19 protein-coding genes are annotated in these 17,206 nt (G+C 53.5%); 17 read left to right on the forward strand and 2 right to left on the reverse strand.

The window, feature by feature from the left end; genetic code table 11:
- Positions 1-60: 60 nt before the first annotated feature.
- Together PKC96_07210 and PKC96_07215 are read right to left on the reverse strand one after the other, a co-directional pair.
- Positions 61-564, reverse strand: a complete 504-nt coding sequence (locus PKC96_07210) for a hypothetical protein (GenBank protein ID HMM01094.1) — start codon at positions 562-564, stop codon at positions 61-63.
- A 104-nt stretch (positions 565-668) separates the two neighbouring features.
- A complete protein-coding gene (locus PKC96_07215; GenBank protein ID HMM01095.1) occupies positions 669-1,532 on the reverse strand; it encodes a hypothetical protein in 864 nt (287 codons plus the stop codon).
- A gap of 333 nt (positions 1,533-1,865) precedes the next feature.
- On the opposite strand from PKC96_07215, the gene PKC96_07220 reads away from it, so the two are divergent.
- From PKC96_07220 to PKC96_07300, 17 genes are all read left to right on the forward strand, one after another.
- Positions 1,866-2,444 carry a hypothetical protein gene (locus tag PKC96_07220; GenBank protein HMM01096.1) on the forward strand — a complete coding sequence of 193 codons (579 nt, stop codon included), beginning with the start codon at positions 1,866-1,868 and terminating at the stop codon, positions 2,442-2,444.
- 253 nt (positions 2,445-2,697) lie between these two features.
- Complete coding sequence (locus tag PKC96_07225) at positions 2,698-3,018, forward strand: DNA ligase (GenBank protein ID HMM01097.1); 321 nt, start codon at positions 2,698-2,700, stop codon at positions 3,016-3,018.
- Entirely contained in the window at positions 3,015-4,136 is a 1,122-nt protein-coding gene (locus PKC96_07230) for a DUF2800 domain-containing protein (protein HMM01098.1), read from the forward strand. Before PKC96_07225 ends, PKC96_07230 begins: the two co-directional genes overlap by 4 nt.
- A gap of 12 nt (positions 4,137-4,148) precedes the next feature.
- A complete protein-coding gene (locus PKC96_07235; protein ID HMM01099.1) occupies positions 4,149-4,739 on the forward strand; it encodes a DUF2815 family protein in 591 nt (196 codons plus the stop codon).
- A 70-nt stretch (positions 4,740-4,809) separates the two neighbouring features.
- Complete coding sequence (locus tag PKC96_07240; protein HMM01100.1) at positions 4,810-6,804, forward strand: DNA polymerase; 1,995 nt, start codon at positions 4,810-4,812, stop codon at positions 6,802-6,804.
- 89 nt (positions 6,805-6,893) lie between these two features.
- Complete coding sequence (locus PKC96_07245) at positions 6,894-7,295, forward strand: hypothetical protein (GenBank protein ID HMM01101.1); 402 nt, start codon at positions 6,894-6,896, stop codon at positions 7,293-7,295.
- 65 nt (positions 7,296-7,360) lie between these two features.
- A complete protein-coding gene (locus PKC96_07250) occupies positions 7,361-9,730 on the forward strand; it encodes a virulence-associated E family protein (GenBank protein ID HMM01102.1) in 2,370 nt (789 codons plus the stop codon).
- Between the two features lie 229 nt (positions 9,731-9,959).
- Positions 9,960-10,274 (forward strand): VRR-NUC domain-containing protein, encoded by a 315-nt coding sequence (locus PKC96_07255; GenBank protein ID HMM01103.1) that lies wholly within the window; start codon positions 9,960-9,962, stop codon positions 10,272-10,274.
- Positions 10,234-10,953, forward strand: a complete 720-nt coding sequence (locus PKC96_07260; GenBank protein ID HMM01104.1) for a phage regulatory protein/antirepressor Ant — start codon at positions 10,234-10,236, stop codon at positions 10,951-10,953. Before PKC96_07255 ends, PKC96_07260 begins: the two co-directional genes overlap by 41 nt.
- Entirely contained in the window at positions 10,950-12,314 is a 1,365-nt protein-coding gene (locus PKC96_07265; GenBank protein ID HMM01105.1) for a DEAD/DEAH box helicase, read from the forward strand. Before PKC96_07260 ends, PKC96_07265 begins: the two co-directional genes overlap by 4 nt.
- Before the next feature lie 5 nt (positions 12,315-12,319).
- A complete protein-coding gene (locus PKC96_07270) occupies positions 12,320-12,748 on the forward strand; it encodes a DUF1492 domain-containing protein (GenBank protein HMM01106.1) in 429 nt (142 codons plus the stop codon).
- Positions 12,745-13,392, forward strand: coding sequence for a DUF559 domain-containing protein (locus tag PKC96_07275; GenBank protein ID HMM01107.1), 648 nt, complete (start codon positions 12,745-12,747; stop codon positions 13,390-13,392). Before PKC96_07270 ends, PKC96_07275 begins: the two co-directional genes overlap by 4 nt.
- A 226-nt stretch (positions 13,393-13,618) precedes the next feature.
- On the forward strand, positions 13,619-14,014 hold the full coding sequence (locus tag PKC96_07280; GenBank protein HMM01108.1) for an HNH endonuclease signature motif containing protein: 396 nt from the start codon (positions 13,619-13,621) through the stop codon (positions 14,012-14,014).
- Between the two features lie 96 nt (positions 14,015-14,110).
- On the forward strand, positions 14,111-14,608 hold the full coding sequence (locus tag PKC96_07285; protein HMM01109.1) for a hypothetical protein: 498 nt from the start codon (positions 14,111-14,113) through the stop codon (positions 14,606-14,608).
- A gap of 79 nt (positions 14,609-14,687) precedes the next feature.
- Complete coding sequence (locus tag PKC96_07290) at positions 14,688-14,837, forward strand: hypothetical protein (GenBank protein ID HMM01110.1); 150 nt, start codon at positions 14,688-14,690, stop codon at positions 14,835-14,837.
- A complete protein-coding gene (locus PKC96_07295) occupies positions 14,834-16,087 on the forward strand; it encodes a site-specific DNA-methyltransferase (protein ID HMM01111.1) in 1,254 nt (417 codons plus the stop codon). Before PKC96_07290 ends, PKC96_07295 begins: the two co-directional genes overlap by 4 nt.
- 185 nt (positions 16,088-16,272) lie before the next feature.
- Positions 16,273-17,127, forward strand: a complete 855-nt coding sequence (locus PKC96_07300) for a hypothetical protein (GenBank protein ID HMM01112.1) — start codon at positions 16,273-16,275, stop codon at positions 17,125-17,127.
- Positions 17,128-17,206: the final 79 nt, after the last annotated feature.

The following is a 17,206-nucleotide window of genomic DNA, read 5'->3' on the forward strand; positions in this document are numbered from 1 at the left end:
TAATTGTTTAACCAACTTCGGACAAAAATGTTGGTTTTACTTTAATAGTTTTTATGTGAATTATGTCGGGGCAAGCACACTGATTCCCGCTGCTTTCAACTCCTCAATAAGATTCACCCGCTTGATTGCCCAATGGGTTCGATTCAGTTCATTAAAACTTGGCGTTCCTTGAATGCCAAGTTTATAGATGATCTCGTTCAGCCGTTGTTGTGAGATGGGAGATAGAGGTTGGAAATGAATTTTAATGCCATTGTCTTGAACTCGAATGTCTGTAACCAAACCATAGCAAGCCTGATGATCTTCGTCGGTCTTACCATATCCACGATTCTCACTCGCAAAGAGTGATGGAAATGTCTTAATTTGGGCGATTTCATCATCGCTTAAAGAAGAAAATAGTGTTTTTGTTTCCGGTGCCATGCTCTCTGTTAACGCACGGTCTTTCGGAACGATAAAATGACCATCGCTATATGTTTCTTCACCAATCACGAATAAGTTGTAGTAGTTTGTGTTCAGGGAAACGCCCGTGTTTATCATACCGCCGGCAGTTGTGAACTGTGAAGACATAAACACATAGGATACGCCTACATTCCCCAACATGTTCTGGATGTTGATCACTTTCTGGTTCGTAACGTCCCCGTGGTTGTCAATTTTTGCCATTACACTTTTCCTCACAGATGAATATCGCCATGCATCGTCTCGACAGAAATGAACTTCTGGTTTTGAACGGTACCGTAGTTGTTAACAGTGATCCTTTTGGGGTCAGCGTCAAGTACTGGCATCACTGTTTCCTCTGCTGCAGGCTCTTGTGTCACCACCGTTTCACCTTCGGCTATTGCTTCATCTGTAAATGTCGTTAGCATTTCAACGTTTATTTCCCGTATAATGCCACTTCCCATATTGCCCTCATACTTACGCTCCGCACGATCTTTCGGCGGACACCAGGCATCAAAAGTTTCTTTCCCAAACTTGTTGTTCAGCTGCTCTGTCACAACATAGTGCCACACTCCCAAAAGAAAAGGCTGCAGCGTGAAATCGCTCATAAGCCTGATGGTGGATTTGGGAATTCCTTTCCTGCTGTCGCATATAAAGAACTCTCGTTGATCCGAAATGCTCGTGTCTGACTCAATTAGCTCAAGCAGGGCTTTTACAAGCTTTTCTTCATTCTTAAGGCTTGTGCCAACTTCGAGGAATTGATCGACAAAACTGCACATTGCCCGTAGCGCTTTCGGGTATTCCGTTTTCACTCGATTGTCAAAAGCGTCCCTAGCGCCCGGAAACAAAAAAGAAAGGTTGCTTCCTTCATCAGTACAGGACTTATAGGCGTTCACATTTGTCCTAAAAGTCTGTCTATTTTTGGGCGGTTCGTATTCAGTGTAGACCACTCTGCCAAGGCCAGCAAGTGTTTCTGTTTGCGATAAACCGTCCTGCTCACCTTCATACCGGCTACGCTGACTGGTCCGTTGTCTACGTGCCTCGAGAACCAATGTGAAAACCGTACCACCACATAAGATGGGATATCCAACGTTGGCCACTCTCTTTGCCTCCATAGTAACTCATTGACCCTATTGACTGAATTGACTCTTTTAACAATTGCCCACGACCCTATGGACTTCAATGTAGCCCCTGTGAGAGATCGCAGGGTTTTTTTTATTGCTTCGTCGAGGGCGAGCACTAGATCCATGCTCCGCGGCAACACCGACTAAACCCAACTGAAACAGTATAACACCTGCTCCACCAACCATCAAGAACAAATGTCAATCACTGGAGGCCAATAGTTGAAAAAAACACACCCAAACGCCCGCCCTCCTCCTTGGTGGTGACTATGCAGCCACCAATTTTTGAAAACCATAAGGAGGAAAAATCAAATGCGAGATTACCAAAAACCTTTTTACCGGCACTACTACACCATGACTCCCGATGGAGTCGAAACCGAGGTATCCAGGCACGAGTGTTTTGCACCGGCAGAAGACCCGACACCTGACTGTCCTTATCTCCGCCGCTGGTGGTACGACCTTGAAGCAAGTTACGCCATACGACTTCCCCGCGGCCCTCTGGGAGAGGCCCTCGGAAAGCGCAATGCGGCCGATCGTAAAAAGCAGGAGCGTGTGGATTTTAATGCTGTGAAGTACACAGGCATTGAGCTGGATAAATCCATTGGCTATGGCGATGATGGTGCGACGGTCTATACGGAACTGGAAGATGAAACCGCCGATATGAACGCCATCTACGAGGATCAGTCGAAGCTCGACATCCTGATGGATGTTCTGAACACGCTTTCCGAGGACGATCGTGCGTTGTGGGATCTGATGAAAGCCAAAGTCAGGAAACAGGAGATCGCTGATCGCTTCCACATCACCCTCGATGGTGTGCGTTATCGGGAGAATAGGCTCAAGTGCATCATCCGCTCCTATCCCATTCTCAAAGAAATCCTGAACGACGACTGATTTCCACTACGGATTTTCGCCCCTCGCTGTCCAGTAGGAAGTGAGGGGCATTTTGCTCCATCAACACAGAAACGGAGGAAAAGGCAAATGAACACAAACCCATGTGCACGCTGCGCATTGTGCCGCGAACGCGAACGGAACGAAGAATTGATCGGCGTTCTGACGGCAATCAGCATCGTGAGCAAACGGTTGGCTGGCAGGATCGCCGCGTTGGAACAACGACGTGCGGAAGAAATGAAAGGAGGCAAAATCTATGGCACCCGGCAAAGCGCAGCAACTCGGTCATGAACTCGCAAGCCTGGCAGCGTCCATATCCGAAATCGCGGAGGACCTTATAACGATGGGCAATGCTGACCACAGCAGCGTGGGCAATGAACCGGCATCGCAGACGGAGGCTCTAACCACCCAAACGCCCACCCTGGAAGAAGTACGAGGCATCTTGGCGGACAAAGCGTCAACCGGTCACCGGGAGGCAGTGCAAGCCCTGATTCATAAACATGGTGCGCAAAGGCTGTCCGACATCGATCCATCTGAGTTTGACGTCCTGATTACGGAAGCGAGGGCCATCCAATGAGCGATGGCGTAAAACACTCCCTGCTATCACCATCGTCGAGTCACCGCTGGATTGCGTGTCCTCCAAGCGCTCGACTGACGGAAAACTACCCGGATTCGTCGTCGGGCTATGCACAGGAAGGGACGCTCGCACACCATGTCGCAGAGAAAAAACTGTTATACCGGCTCGGCAAAACCAAAGTCGCGACAACATGCGATGACCTCGAGATGGATGAGCACACGGACGATTACATCGCTTTCGTCAGCGAACAACTGGAAGGGCTAACGGATCCCAAGGTCTATGTGGAACAGCGTGTGGACTGCTCGCAGTGGGTTCCCGGCTGTTCCGGCACCTGTGACACGCTCATCATCTCGGACGGCATTCTTCACATCATTGACCTGAAATACGGACGCGGCGTGAAGGTGGATGCGGAAGGTAACGACCAGCTTCGGATCTACGCCCTGGGAGCACTGGAGATGTTTGGTTTCCTGTATCCCATTCATACGGTGCGGATGTCCATCTTCCAACCGAGATTGCAGAACTGCTCCACCTGGGAAATCACCTGCGAGGACATCGAAGCCTGGGCGGTAGAAGTCTTGAAACCCGCAGCGGATCTGGCGTGGTATGGCAACGGCAATTATAAAGCTGGCGACCATTGCCAGTTCTGTAAGGCCAAAGCGGAATGCCGGGAACGTGCCGATGCGAATCTGGCGCTCGCCTCATACGACTTCGCTGAGCCCGCCCTGCTGCTGGCCGGTGAAATCGCCGTCATTCTCGGAAAGATTGACAATCTGGTTTCCTGGGCATCGGACGTGAAAGACTTTGCTCTCGCCGAAGCGCTCAGGGGCGTGCAATACGACGGCTGGAAAGTGGTTGAGGGCAGAAGCAATCGTAAGTATAGGGATGAAACAGCAGTGGCAGAGGTCGTTAAAGCTGTCGGGCTGGATCCATATGAACACAAAGTCATCGGCATCACCGCGATGACGTCGCTTCTGGGAAAGAAGCGATTTGAAGAAATTATCGGGGGGCTTGTCACCAAGCCCCAAGGCAAACCGGTGCTTGCTCCGGTGGCGGACAAGCGCCAAGCGCTAAACATCACAACGGCGGCGGAGGATTTCGCCGACCCCACCCAAATATAGGAGGATTTTATCATGGAAAACACGGCCAACAAAAACGCAGTTAACCCCACAAAGATCATCACCGATGTGTGCCGTCTCAGCTATGCAAACATTTGGCGGGCAAAATCGATCAACGGCGGTACGCCCAAGTATTCTACCAGCATCCTGATCCCCAAGAGCGATACGAAAACCGTCGCGAAGGTCAAAGCAGCCATCCAGGCAGCTTACGAAGAAGGCGAATCGAAGCTCAAGGGCAACAGCCGGTCCATGCCGCCCCTCGCTTCTCTCAAGAGCCCTTTGCGCGACGGTGACACCGAGCGCCCGGATGACGAGGCGTATGCGGGGCACTGGTTCCTGAACGCCAACAGCAATACTGCCCCCGGCGTGGTGGATGTGAACCGCGAGCCCATCTACGACACCAGCGAGATCTACTCCGGCGTTTATGCCCGCGCGTCGCTTACGTTCTACGCCTTCAATTCCAATGGCAATCGCGGCATCGCCTGCGGCCTGCAGAATATCCAGAAGGTCCGCGACGGGGAGTCCCTCGGTAGCCGCGCCAAAGCAGAGGACGATTTCGACGACGATTTCTCGGCTGAAGGCAGCGATGGCGATTTCCTGAACTGAGGCAACCCAAAATCAAAACAAGCAGAGGGCGACGGGCAGGGCTTGTCGCCCTCTTTCGATTGGAGGATATATGAAAACGATCAGTATGGATATTGAAAGCTACTCATCCGTCGACCTGACGAAGTCAGGCGTGTATAAGTACGCCGAAGCGGATGATTTTGAGATTCTCCTGTTCGGTTATTGCATAGACAACGGCGAGGTTCAGGTTGTAGCCCTTGCCAATGGTGAAACCATACCGCCAGATGTGCTCGACGCGCTGACGGATGACGTCGTTGAGAAATGGGCCTTTAATGCCAATTTTGAGAGAGTTTGCCTATCCCGCTACCTGTTGGATATGGGGATCAGCTTCGACCCGCTTGCCGATAATGGTTTTTCTTCTTCAAGCTTAGGCCAGACGCGGTTCCTGAACCCAGCGTCATGGCGGTGTTCTATGATTTGGAGCGCTTATATGGGCTTGCCGCTTTCCTTGGAGAAGGTTGGTGCGGTATTGGGGCTTGAGAAGCAAAAACTGTCAGAGGGCAAAGACCTCATTCGTTATTTCTGCAAACCCTGTGCGGCGACCATTGCAAACGGTAAACGCACCCGTAACCTACCCGAGTACGCGCCTGATAAGTGGGAATTGTTTAAATCCTATAACCACCGCGACGTAGAAACAGAACTGGCCATTCAGGCAAGACTGGCTAAGTTCCCCGTACCGGACAGCATCTGGGAGGAGTATCGCCAGGATCAGGAGATCAACGACCGGGGTGTGCTGCTGGATATGACGCTGGTCCGGAACGCCATCATCGCCAACGAACAGTCGAAGGGTGAACTGCTGACAAAAATGCAGGCGTTAACCGCTCTGGATAACCCGAACTCCGTGTCGCAGATGAAGGACTGGCTCGCTGAAAACGGCATGGAAACGGACACCCTCGGGAAAAAAGCAGTTGCCGAACTGCTCAAGACCGCGCCGGCACCGCTGGGCGAGGTCCTTGCACTCCGCCAGCAGCTAGCGAAAAGTTCTGTGAAGAAGTATCAGGCGATGGAGACCGTGGCTTGTGCCGATCATCGCGCAAGAGGACTGTTCCAGTATTACGGCGCGAACCGGACCGGCCGAGCTGCTGGACGTTTAATCCAATGTCAGAACCTGCCCCAGAACCATATGCCGGACCTCGAACAGGCGCGTTCCCTTGTTCGCAGTGGAGATTTTACGACGCTAAACTTGCTCTATGATTCTGTCCCTAACGTCCTGTCCGAACTCATACGCACAGCATTCGTGCCAAAAACCGGATGCAAATTCATCGTTGCGGATTTCAGCAGTATTGAAGCAGTCGTGTTGGCGTGGCTTGCGGGTGAGACCTGGACGCTAGAGGCTTACGCCCAGAAGCACGACCTTTATATCGAAAACGCCGAGATCATGTTTGGTGTGCCCAAAGGCTCCCTTGATAAAAAATCACCGCTGCGCCAGAAATCCAAAATCGCGGTGCTAGCTTGTGGCTATTCCGGCTCGGTTGGTGCATTGAAGGCATTCGGGGCCTTGGAAATGGGGCTGCTGGAAAGCGAACTCAAGCCCCTCGTGGACGCCTGGCGAGCGGCGAATCCCAACGTCGTACGGTTCTGGTGGGATGCAGATAAAGCTGCCAAGGCAGCCGTCAATCAAAAAAGAATCACCGAAACCCACGGCATCCGCTTCAGCTGCCAAAGCGATATGTTGTTCATCACCTTGCCCAACGGACGAAAGCTGGCGTATGTCAAGCCCCGCATCGGTGTAAACCGCTTCGGATCGGAGTGCGTGACCTACGAGGGCATAGGCGCGAACAAGAAGTGGGAGCGCATCGAGTCATCGCCTGGCAAGTGGGTGGAGAACATCACCCAGGCTACGGCGCGCGACATTCTCTACTATGCGTTGTCTACATTCCGCAATGCAGACGTTGTGATGCATATCCATGACGAGGTAGTCATCGAGGCCGACCTGCGCATGAGCCTTCCTGCAGTCTGTGAACAGATGAGCCGTGTACCACCCTGGGCTTCGGGCCTGCCTCTCCGCTGCGATGGCTACGAAACATCCTTTTATCAAAAAGATTGAAAAAGCTCTACGGATTTTCAACCGCCCCTGTCCAGTAGAAAGTGGAGGCGGTTGATTTTCCGTCTATCAAAGACACGGAGGAAACCCAAATGTTCTACACCAAAACCCAGCTGCCGGGCGGCAAGGTCGTCAAGACCGAAATCACCGACGAGAACGTCTACACCCATTGCCCCGATTGCGGGCGCGAATTGTCGGTCGACCTCATGGATGTTCTCGCAGAAGGCGAAGGCGATCTGGTCTCCACCAGCATCATCTGCTCCGCCTGCACCCGGAAACGCATCGTCAACAAGTGTCACGCCGAAGGGATCAGCATCACCGCCGACGCTTTGGCCTGGCTGGTCAAGACCTTATGTGGGGCAGGCTACAGCGAACAGGTGTCTGATCTTCTCGAGGAGTTTGAGATCACATCGGTTTTTGACCTTAAGCCTGATGAGCTCGAGATGTTTGCCGACGCCCTGCAGGACCTTATACCCGATGGTGGTGATCTATGACAGGCCTGGAACGCTGCGCTGCCCCTGATGCAATCACACCGGCCGACACGAAGGAGAGGATACCGATGCCTGAACCGATCAAAATCTCGGTCTGCAATCACAAAACGGATAAGAGGTATAAAAATCTGGAACACCCCTGGCAATACATCGTCGACAGAAACCGCAATCCGCTCCGAACCACCGAGACAGCCGAAGAATACCCGAAGCTGTCCAAAGCGCAGAGGGACGCGGCCAAAGACCATGGCGGATTTGTTGGCGGATGGCTCAAAGGCGGTGTCCGCAGGAACGGGCACGTCATCAGCCGCAAGGTCGGTGCGCTTGATGCCGACAATATCCCGCAGGATGTGGATTTCGTCGCGCTCACCGCTTCGGCTTTAGCCGGGCTGTGCTACTTCCTCTACTCCACTCACAGCCATCTGCCAGAAGCCTCCCGCTACCGGATCGTCATCCTGTTCTCCCGCGAAGTGTCCGAAGACGAGTACCCCGCTCTGATGCGCATGATCGCCAGGCAGATCGGCATGGACTATTTCGACGACAGCACTTACCAGGCGAACCGCATGATGTACTGGGCCTCGTGCCCGACCAACGGGAAGTTCGTTTTTCTGGAGCAATCGGGCGAGCCTCTCGACCCCGACCAATACCTGAACATGTATGCCGACTGGCGTGACGTGACCCAATGGCCGACCTCCTCCCGTGAGTCGGAGGTGCGGAACCGTGAGGTGAAAAGTCAGCAGGATCCGCTGTCCAAGCGCGGTGTGGTCGGCGCGTTCTGTACCGCCTACCCGGTCGAGGACGCCATTGACGAATTCCTGTCCGACGTGTACGAGCCGGCGGCAGTCGATGGGCGTTATCAGTATAAGGAAGCCGACTCCATAGCGGGCGTGGTCGTTTACGACGGCAAGTGGGTCTACTCCCATCATGCTTCTGACCCGGCAGGCGGGAAGCTGCTCAACGCATTTGACCTCGTCCGGATGCATAAGTTCCCCGACTTCGATGAGAAGCAGTCATTCCATGCGATGGCGGAGTTTGCGGTTTCACTTGCCAAGGTGAAGCTGCAGCTGGATGCAAACCGGCAAGCACAGGCACAGGCTGATTTCAGTACTCAAGTGGAAAACTGGCGAACGCTGCTCAAGTACATGCCCCGCAGCAGCGTTCTGGAAAACAGCGTCTGGAACGAAACGCTGATCCTGCGCAACGATCCTGACTTTGCAGGGTTTGCCTATAACGAATTGGCCAACCGCGTGCAGGTCACCGGGGGAATGCCCTGGGAGCGCCCGGCGGACAACAAGTTCTGGCGCGACGCCGATACCGCGCAGCTGAAAGCGCTGCTGGATGTACGCTACGTCACCTTCAGTAGCCGCAACCATGAGGTAAGCTTCACCAAAGCCGCCGATGATCGGCGTTTCCATCCGATCCGGGATTACCTTGACGCACTCCCGCCTTGGGACGGGCAAAAGCGCGTGGAAACGCTGTTCAGCCGATGCCTGCAGGCGGATGACACTCCTTACGTTCGCACCGTCAGCCGGAAAACCTTTGCAGCGGCTGTGGCGCGGATCTACCATCCCGGCATCAAATTCGACTGCGTTCCCGTGTTCGACGGTGCGCAGGGCATTGGCAAAAGTACCTTGTTCAAAGACCTCGTAGGCGACGAGTTCTATTCCGAAACCCTGTCACTCACTGATATGGACGATAAGTCCGGCGCTGAAAAGCTGCAGGGCTTCTGGATCGTAGAGATCGGCGAGCTTGCCGGCATGAAAAAGGCTGATATCGAAAAGGTGAAAGCGTTCCTCTCCACCTCGGATGACAAGTACCGTCCCAGCTACGGTAAAACGGTTGAAAGCCACCCACGCCAGTCCATCATCATCGCAACGGTCAACGGCGAGCGTGGGTATCTGCGCGACATCACCGGCAACCGCCGCTTCTGGGTCATCAAATGCCGGCAGTCGGAGCAAAGGAAGCGCTGGCAGTTCACTCCAGAAGAACGCGATCAGATCTGGGCGGAAGCAAAACAACTCTGGGAAAACGGCGAGACGCTATACCTGGAGAGCGATACGATCCATGCCGCTGAGGATGCGCAGCGTGACGCTATGGAACTGGATGAGCGCCAGGGCATGGTCGAGGAATACCTCGAAACCTTGCTGCCCGAAAATTGGAGTGAGATGGATATCTACGCCCGCCGAAGCTTCCTCGCAGATCCGCATGCACCGACCTCACCAAAAGGCGTGACCCGACGCGAAATGGTCTGTAACGCTGAAATATGGGTCGAGTGTTTAGGCCGCAGCTTCTCAGACCTCAGAATCTCCGATTCCTATACGCTAGCTGCGCTGATGACAAGCGTTAGCGGGTGGGAAAGAACCCAAGAAAAAAAGCGGATCCCCATCTATGGCGAGCAGCGGATGTATGTAAGAGTCGTCGCAGCGGATGCATCCCGATGAACAAAGGGTTTGCGAGCCGTTTACGACAGGTGATACAACACTATCCCTTATATTCAAAATGTGTTTTTCAGGTAAGGGATAGACCATTGTACCCGCAACACACGCGCGTAAGCAATATATAGGGAAAATCATGGCGGGTTGTCGTAGCGGGGAGCCTAAACCCTTATGGCATAAAGGTTTACGGCTACGACAACCCCTGCGCGACACTTTGTCGCAGAAAGAGATAACGATGCGGGAAAAAGATCTGGAGAGCAAACTGGTGCGGGCTGTTAAGGCTACGGGAGGCATCGCGCTGAAATTTGTTTCTCCCAACTACTACGGATTTCCGGATCGCCTTGTCCTGTTAAAAGTAGGGAGGCTTGGGTTCGTAGAGGTGAAACGCATCGGGGAGCACCCCCGCCCCTTACAGGTTTCAAGGCACGGGATGCTTCAACGCTTGGGCTTCAAGGTCTACGTACTGGACCGACCTGAACAAATACAGCAGATTTTGGAGGATATGGCAAATGGAAAACCAACTAATGGCTCTCGGGTTGACAGAGCATGACGGCAAGGTTGTCGTATCGAGCCGTGATATTGCGCGTGTCTTTGAAAAAAGGCACGACAATGTGATACGCGACATCAGAAACATCATCGGAAATGACGCCAAATGGGGACTGCTCAATTTTGAGGAGTCGAATTACATCAACGAACAGAACCACATTCAACCTTCCTATCTCATGACCCGCGATGGCTTCACGATTCTGGTCATGGGCTACAACGGTGATAAAGCGATGGCTTTCAAGAAGGCCTACATCGCTGCTTTCAACGAAATGGAGCGCAGCCTGGCTCCGCGAAGCTATAAGGCGGCGCTGTTGGCACTCGTTGCCAAAGAGGAAGAGCGTGAAGCCCTCGAGGCCCAGAATCAGATGCTGAAAATCACCGCCGATAAGTATGAGGGGCAAACCAACACGGTGGGGCTCTACAAGACTGGGGAGATCGCCAAGGAACTCGGTATTTCGGCAAGACGGCTCAATGATTTCCTGCGCCAGAGTCGCGTACAGTATAAACCGAATGGCTCTGATACCTGGCAGCTATACACCGATTACGCCCGAGACCACATTGCGGCAACACAGATCGTCAAGCTGGATAACGGTTATGAGATGCCTATGCTGCTTTGGACTGCGAAGGGTCGGGATTTTATCTTTGACCTTTGCGAGAGGGAGATGCCGGCATGGTATGCCTGAATTATAAGCCGCACCGCTATCAGAGGTTTGCCACGGAGTTCATCGAGGATAATCCGGTAAGTGCGATCCTTCTTTCGATGGGGCTTGGTAAAACGGTCATCACGCTGACCGCGATTAACGATCTCCTGTATGATTCCTTCGAGGTTGGCAAGGTGCTGGTCATCGCGCCCCTGCGAGTCTGCACCAATGTGTGGCGGCAGGAAACTGAGAAGTGGTCGCACCTGCAGGGGCTTAGAATCACGGTGGCGGTAGGCACGGAGCATGCGCGGATCGCCGCTTTTCATGCCAATGCCGACATTTACGTGTTGAACCGGGAAAATGTCCAGTGGCTGATTGAAAAGAGCGGCGTCCCCTTCGACTTCGATATGCTTGTGATCGATGAGCTATCCAGCTTTAAGAACCATCAATCCAAGCGTTTCCGGTCGCTGATGAAGGTGCGCCCCAAGGTGAAACGGATCGTGGGGCTGACTGGCACTCCAAGCAGCAACGGGCTTATGGATTTATGGGCGGAATACCGGTTACTTGATATGGGTCAGCGGCTTGGACGGTTTATTGGCCAATACAGGTCGGACTACTTCCTGCCCGACAAGCGCAACGGTCAGGTGATCTTCACCTACAAGCCTCTGCCGAACGCCGAAAAGCAGATCTATGAAAGAATCGGCGACATCACCATCAGTATGAACGCCACAGATCATCTGCAAATGCCGGGCCTTCTGGCTGTGGAACACAAGGTTTATCTCTCTGATACAGAGCGGGAGCGATATAACGAGCTGAAACGAGACCTCATACTACAACTGCCAGGCGGTGAGATCACCGCCGCCAACGCCGCCGCGCTGTCGGGCAAGTTATGCCAGATGGCAAACGGGGCAGTTTACGGCGACGATGGCGCGGTGAACGCGATTCACGACCGCAAACTCGATGAACTGGAGGATCTGATCGAGCAAGCCAACGGCAACCCCGTTCTGGTGGCTTATTGGTTTCAGCATGACAAAGCAAGGATTGTGGAGCGGCTTGTCGCGCTCCATATTCCATTTGCCCACCTCGACAAGGCCGGCACAATTGAACGGTGGAATCAGGGTGAACTGCCGGTGGCGTTAATTCATCCCGCTTCCGCCGGTCACGGGCTCAATTTGCAAGCGGGTGGCTCCGCGCTCATCTGGTTTGGCTTGACTTGGAGCCTTGAACTGTACCAACAGACTAACGCGCGCCTGTGGCGGCAAGGGCAGCAATCCGAAACGGTCGTTATCCACCATATCATTACAAAGGACACGATTGACGAAATGGTCATGAAGGCCCTTGACCAGAAAAACCTGACCCAATCCGCGCTGATGGACGCGGTCAGGGCGCAGTTGAGGAGGTAGAACTTATGATGGCAAAAGAGTATCTCGGACAGGCATACCGGCTTGACCAGCGGATCAACAGCAAACTCCAACAGGTGGAGAGTTTGCGTTCCCTGACACAAAAAGTCACGGCATCCTATAGCGGCGAACCAGTGTCGCACACTCGTAACGTGACTTCCCTGCAGGATACCATTCTCCGGCTGATGGAGGCCGAAGAACAGGTCAACCAACAGATTGACGAACTGGTCAGTTTGAAGATGAACATCGCCTCCCTAATCGACCAAGTGCGGAATGAAAGCTACCGGCTGATCCTTGAAAAGAGGTACCTGTGCTTTCTGCCTTGGGATCAGATCGCGTCTGACCTGCATTACAGCCGCCGCTGGGTGCTGAACAAACACGATCGTGCCGTGGAAGTGGTGGACAGGCTGCTGGCGGAGCGGGAGGCACAGGCATGAGTTATTTTGAAGCAAAAGAAGACGGTATCCCATTTGAGGAGAGACCATACAAGCAGACGATCTATTATCCGCCTTGCCGCTTTTGCGGAGCACCGGTCCGCAGTTGGAGCTATTTGAGAAATATCAAGTACGCCTGCCCGGAATGCCGCAAAGAAGCCGTTGCGCAGGAACGCGCTGAGAAGGAGCAGAAAGTTTCGTCGGTTAAGGAACGGAAGCTGGATAACGCCGTTAAACGGATCTCCAAGATGACCGACATCGCCCAATATAAAGCGGCTATCGACCTTGTAAGAAAAAAGTTGAACAATCGAGGTTGGTTCCAGAGCACTGAGGAAATCATGGTTGCCTTGGAACTTGCGCGACGCGGCGTAAACGCGCATCATCAGGTTAAGGTTTTTGAGTACACAGTCGATTTCGTCCTCCCAGAAATGAAAGTCGTTCTGGAGATTGATGGGGCTCCGTATCACGGGAAAGACAGACAGAAATACCAGCAGACCCGCGATGATGTTATCAAGTGGAAACTCGGTGATGACTGGGAGGTGATCCGAATCAGCACTGATAACATTAACACCAACATCACAAAGCTTATCCCCGGGATCCGTGCCGTACTGAATAGCAGAAAAAAGTGTGCACGCCAGTTCACATAAATGCACACGAGTTCACTTGTGTACTTGAGAATTTCTGGTATGCTAATAATAGAGCAATCGATCCATACAGCCCCCGCAGGAGCAATCCCGCAGGGGCTGTTCTCGTACGCGGGAAAGGAGAGCCTCAGACCTCTGAAGTGGTATTGCTTGTTACTGAATGTCGCTGCCACCGGGAAGCCCGAGGAGAAGTAGGTTGTCCAGTGGAGCGCATAGAAGGAGGCGCAACATGCCCTACAAACCAAAGAAACCCTGCGCCTACCCAGGCTGTCCCAAGCTGACCACAGGCAGGTACTGCGAGGAACATCAAAAGGCTGAAGCCAAGCGCTACAACCACTGCGACCGCGATCCTGATTCCAACAAACGTTACGGGCGGTCGTGGAACAGGATACGCGCAGCGTTCCTGTCAGCAAACCCCCTGTGTGAGATTTGCACAGCCGAAGGAAGACTGAGACCGGCCGAGCTCGTCCACCACAGGCGCAAGCTAACGGACGGCGGAACCAACGACTGGTCGAACCTGCAAGCCCTTTGCTCTGAGTGCCATAGTCGTTTGCACAGCCAGCAGGGCGATTACTTCCGTAATGAGGGCGGCGCCAGGGGCGGGTCAAATCCCTACGGCCATTAGGCTGCGCAGCGCGCTCGGCCTCACGCGTGAATTTTTCAAAAATCAAAAATCAAAAAATCAAGATCAAGCGGGAATGAAACCGGGGAGGTGAAGGGCATGCCCAGCGGCGGCTATCGTCCGGGGGCAGGCCGTCCTCGGAAAAACATCCAAGACAAGAAGTTGGAAGGTAAAGCGAAACCCAATACGGTTCCCGCGCCGGCGCCGAAGAAGGTATATTCCAAAAACGTCATGGCGGACTACTTCTCCATGGCGATGAAGGAATGCGAGAAGGAAGTGCCCGCTGCCGATGTGCTGCGAGCTGAGATTGAGGAATACATCGCCGCGCGCGGTTGCGAGGGGTTTGTAGCGCCACAGACGATTACCGATTACGTTCTTAACCGGCAGGGTTTTCTAGCCTGCGAATGCATGAACCGAAAAATCGGGCGCATGACCAAAGACCTGAAGCTCTCGCCCTACGTTACGGCGGGAGCCGGCTATTACAAAGCGATGCAGGGCGATTTCAACCTCATCATGCAGATTATCAACCGGCACTCGAATACCCAGACCGAGGAGAAAAACGCCTTCTTGACACTTCTACAAAATCGAGGTTTCTAGGCATGGAAAAAACAAACGACTTGACTGGAAGGCGTTTCGGCCACTGGATTGTTCTACGCACAAAAGAAGGCAAATCGATATGTTGCTCAAATCACGAGCGGATATAAGTACCGATATCTTGGATTATATGAAACGCGTTAAAGAAGCCGCAGCCGCCTATGACAGCGCGGCTATTTTATATCATGGCGAATTTGCCAGAACGAATCAGATGCTGGGGGCGATAGGATGAAAATGACTGAACGTTTTGAAATGGCGGACATCAACCGACTGGTGCCTTACGCGCGGAATGCCCGCACCCACAGCAAGGAGCAGCTCCTGCAGCTGCGTTCTTCTCTGCGCGAGTTTGGTTTTGTGAACCCTGTCATCGTGGACAAAGACTATAACATAATCGCGGGGCACGGGCGCGTCTTGGCGGCGAAAGCCGAGGGAATGACGGAAGTCCCGTGTGTGTTTGTGGAGCACCTGACTGAGGCGCAAAAGAAAGCCTATATTCTTGCCGACAACCGTCTGGCGCTGAACGCCGGATGGGACGAGGAGTTGCTGGCTCTGGAATTCGCAGACTTGAAGGAACTGGGTTTCGACCTTGAGATCACCGGGTTTGACGCCGCCGAGATCGAGAAACTGTTCGCAGGTGCCAACGAAGGGGTGCAGGACGACGATTTCGATCTGACGACCGCCCTTGAACAAGCGGCTTTTGTTTTGCCCGGGGATGTGTGGACACTCGGACGGCACCGGCTTATCTGCGGCGATGCGACTGATGCCGGTACCGTCCGTAAGCTGATGGACGGCCGAAAGGCGAACCTTGTGCTGACCGACCCGCCTTACAATGTGAACTTCGAGGGCTCCAGCGGGCTAAAAATCAAGAACGATAAGATGACCGACGAGCAGTTCTACGCTTTCCTGCTCGCGGCGTTCAAATGCTTTTACGAGAACCTCGCCGACGGCGGAGCTTTCTACTGCTTCCACTCGGATTCGGAGAAAGTCAATTTCTTCCGCGCCTGCGTGGACGTGGGTTTTCATTACTCGACCACCTGCATCTGGGTGAAAAACGCACTCGTGCTCGGGCGCGGGGATTACCAGCAGATGCACGAACCTGTGCTCTACGCTTTCAAGGATACCGCCAGGCACAAATGGTACTCCGACCGCAAACAGACCACGATTTGGAACTTTGACAAGCCGAAGAAAAACGCCGACCATCCGACCTCCAAACCGCTGGACCTTTTGGCGTACCCGATTACCAACAGCAGTCAGGCGAACGCCATCGTGTTGGATACCTTCGGTGGTTCCGGCTCGACGCTCATTGCCTGTGAGCAACTCGACCGTACGTGCTTCATGCTTGAGCTCGATGAGAAGTATGCGTCCGTCATTCTGCGCCGTTACGCTGAGATGAAACAAAACGGCGGTGCGGATATTACCTGCGAACGGGACGGCAAGGTGCATCAGTACGCCGACCTCGTGAAAGCGGTAGCGCTGATATAAGCAAGCCAGCAAAACCGGGCGCGGCTCATTCGGGATAAAGTCCTCGAAAATGGCCTTGGTTTTTCCTACATCTTTATCGGGTCTATCTCTTAGAAAGGACTTGATAATCATGTGTTTCAGAGCCAATATGGGCTACAACGAAGGGCGGAGACCCTTTGAAATCAAGGCTCACAGGAGGAAAACCCATGGCAACCAAATTTAACCTGAAAGGCGCTGAACGCAAACCTCTCGTCAAGACAATCGAGGAACTGACCGGCCGCAAGGGTAAATACTGCATGGGCGGCGCAATGAAGTACGCTTACGACTTCGGCGATGGCTTGGAATTGCACCGAGACGGAACGCTCAGGGGCGAGACCGGCGAGCTTCTTGCACAGCTCGCTGAAAAAGGCTTCACGTCCGAGACCGACGAAGCCGAAGCGTACGCCGAGCATGAAATGCACCGCATGAAACTTGAGGCTGAAAACATTCCCGATTATTCCAACCGTGGGCAGTACGGTGGCGATGAGATCCCCGACGACTGGGAGGACGGTATGACCGAGAAAGAAGAGCTAGGGCTGGGGCGTACTCGCCGTGAGGACTTTCAAGGGGAAAACGGTATGCAAACCGACGACGCTCCCGACACCGACGAATCTGATCTCCTGACAGTGGAATTCCCGCTGGCAGGCTTTACCCCTCAAACACTGGATAACCTCACCAAGATGGTGGCGGCAAAGGAAGCCCTCATCAAGGCGGCGTTGGGCTCTGCTGACCTGCCGATACGGGTAACAGAAGAAACAGTGAGCTTCCCATGGTTTACGCTGAACAGCTCGAGTGAAGCCGCCAGCTACACGCAGTTCATCGCCGCTCTCTGCAAGACAGCCATGGCGAAAAAGCGTGTCACCGCAAAAGATCGTGGCCCCACCGGCAACCCCAAGTACGCCATGCGCTGCTGGCTGCTCTCCCTGGGGCTCATCGGCAATGAGTTCAAGAACGCGCGGAAGCTGCTGTTGGCAAAGCTCGAAGGCAACAGCAGCTTCAAGGACGGAGTAGGCCCTGTCTAACGGAACATCCCGGTATCAAACAAACTGCTGAGGACGCCCCGAAAGGGGCTGTCTCTCGTACAGATAGGTTTCATTGAGC

The sequence above is a fragment of the Bacilli bacterium genome, from assembly GCA_035326105.1.
Lineage (GTDB): Bacteria > Bacillota_I > Bacilli_A > RFN20 > CAG-826 > UBA7706.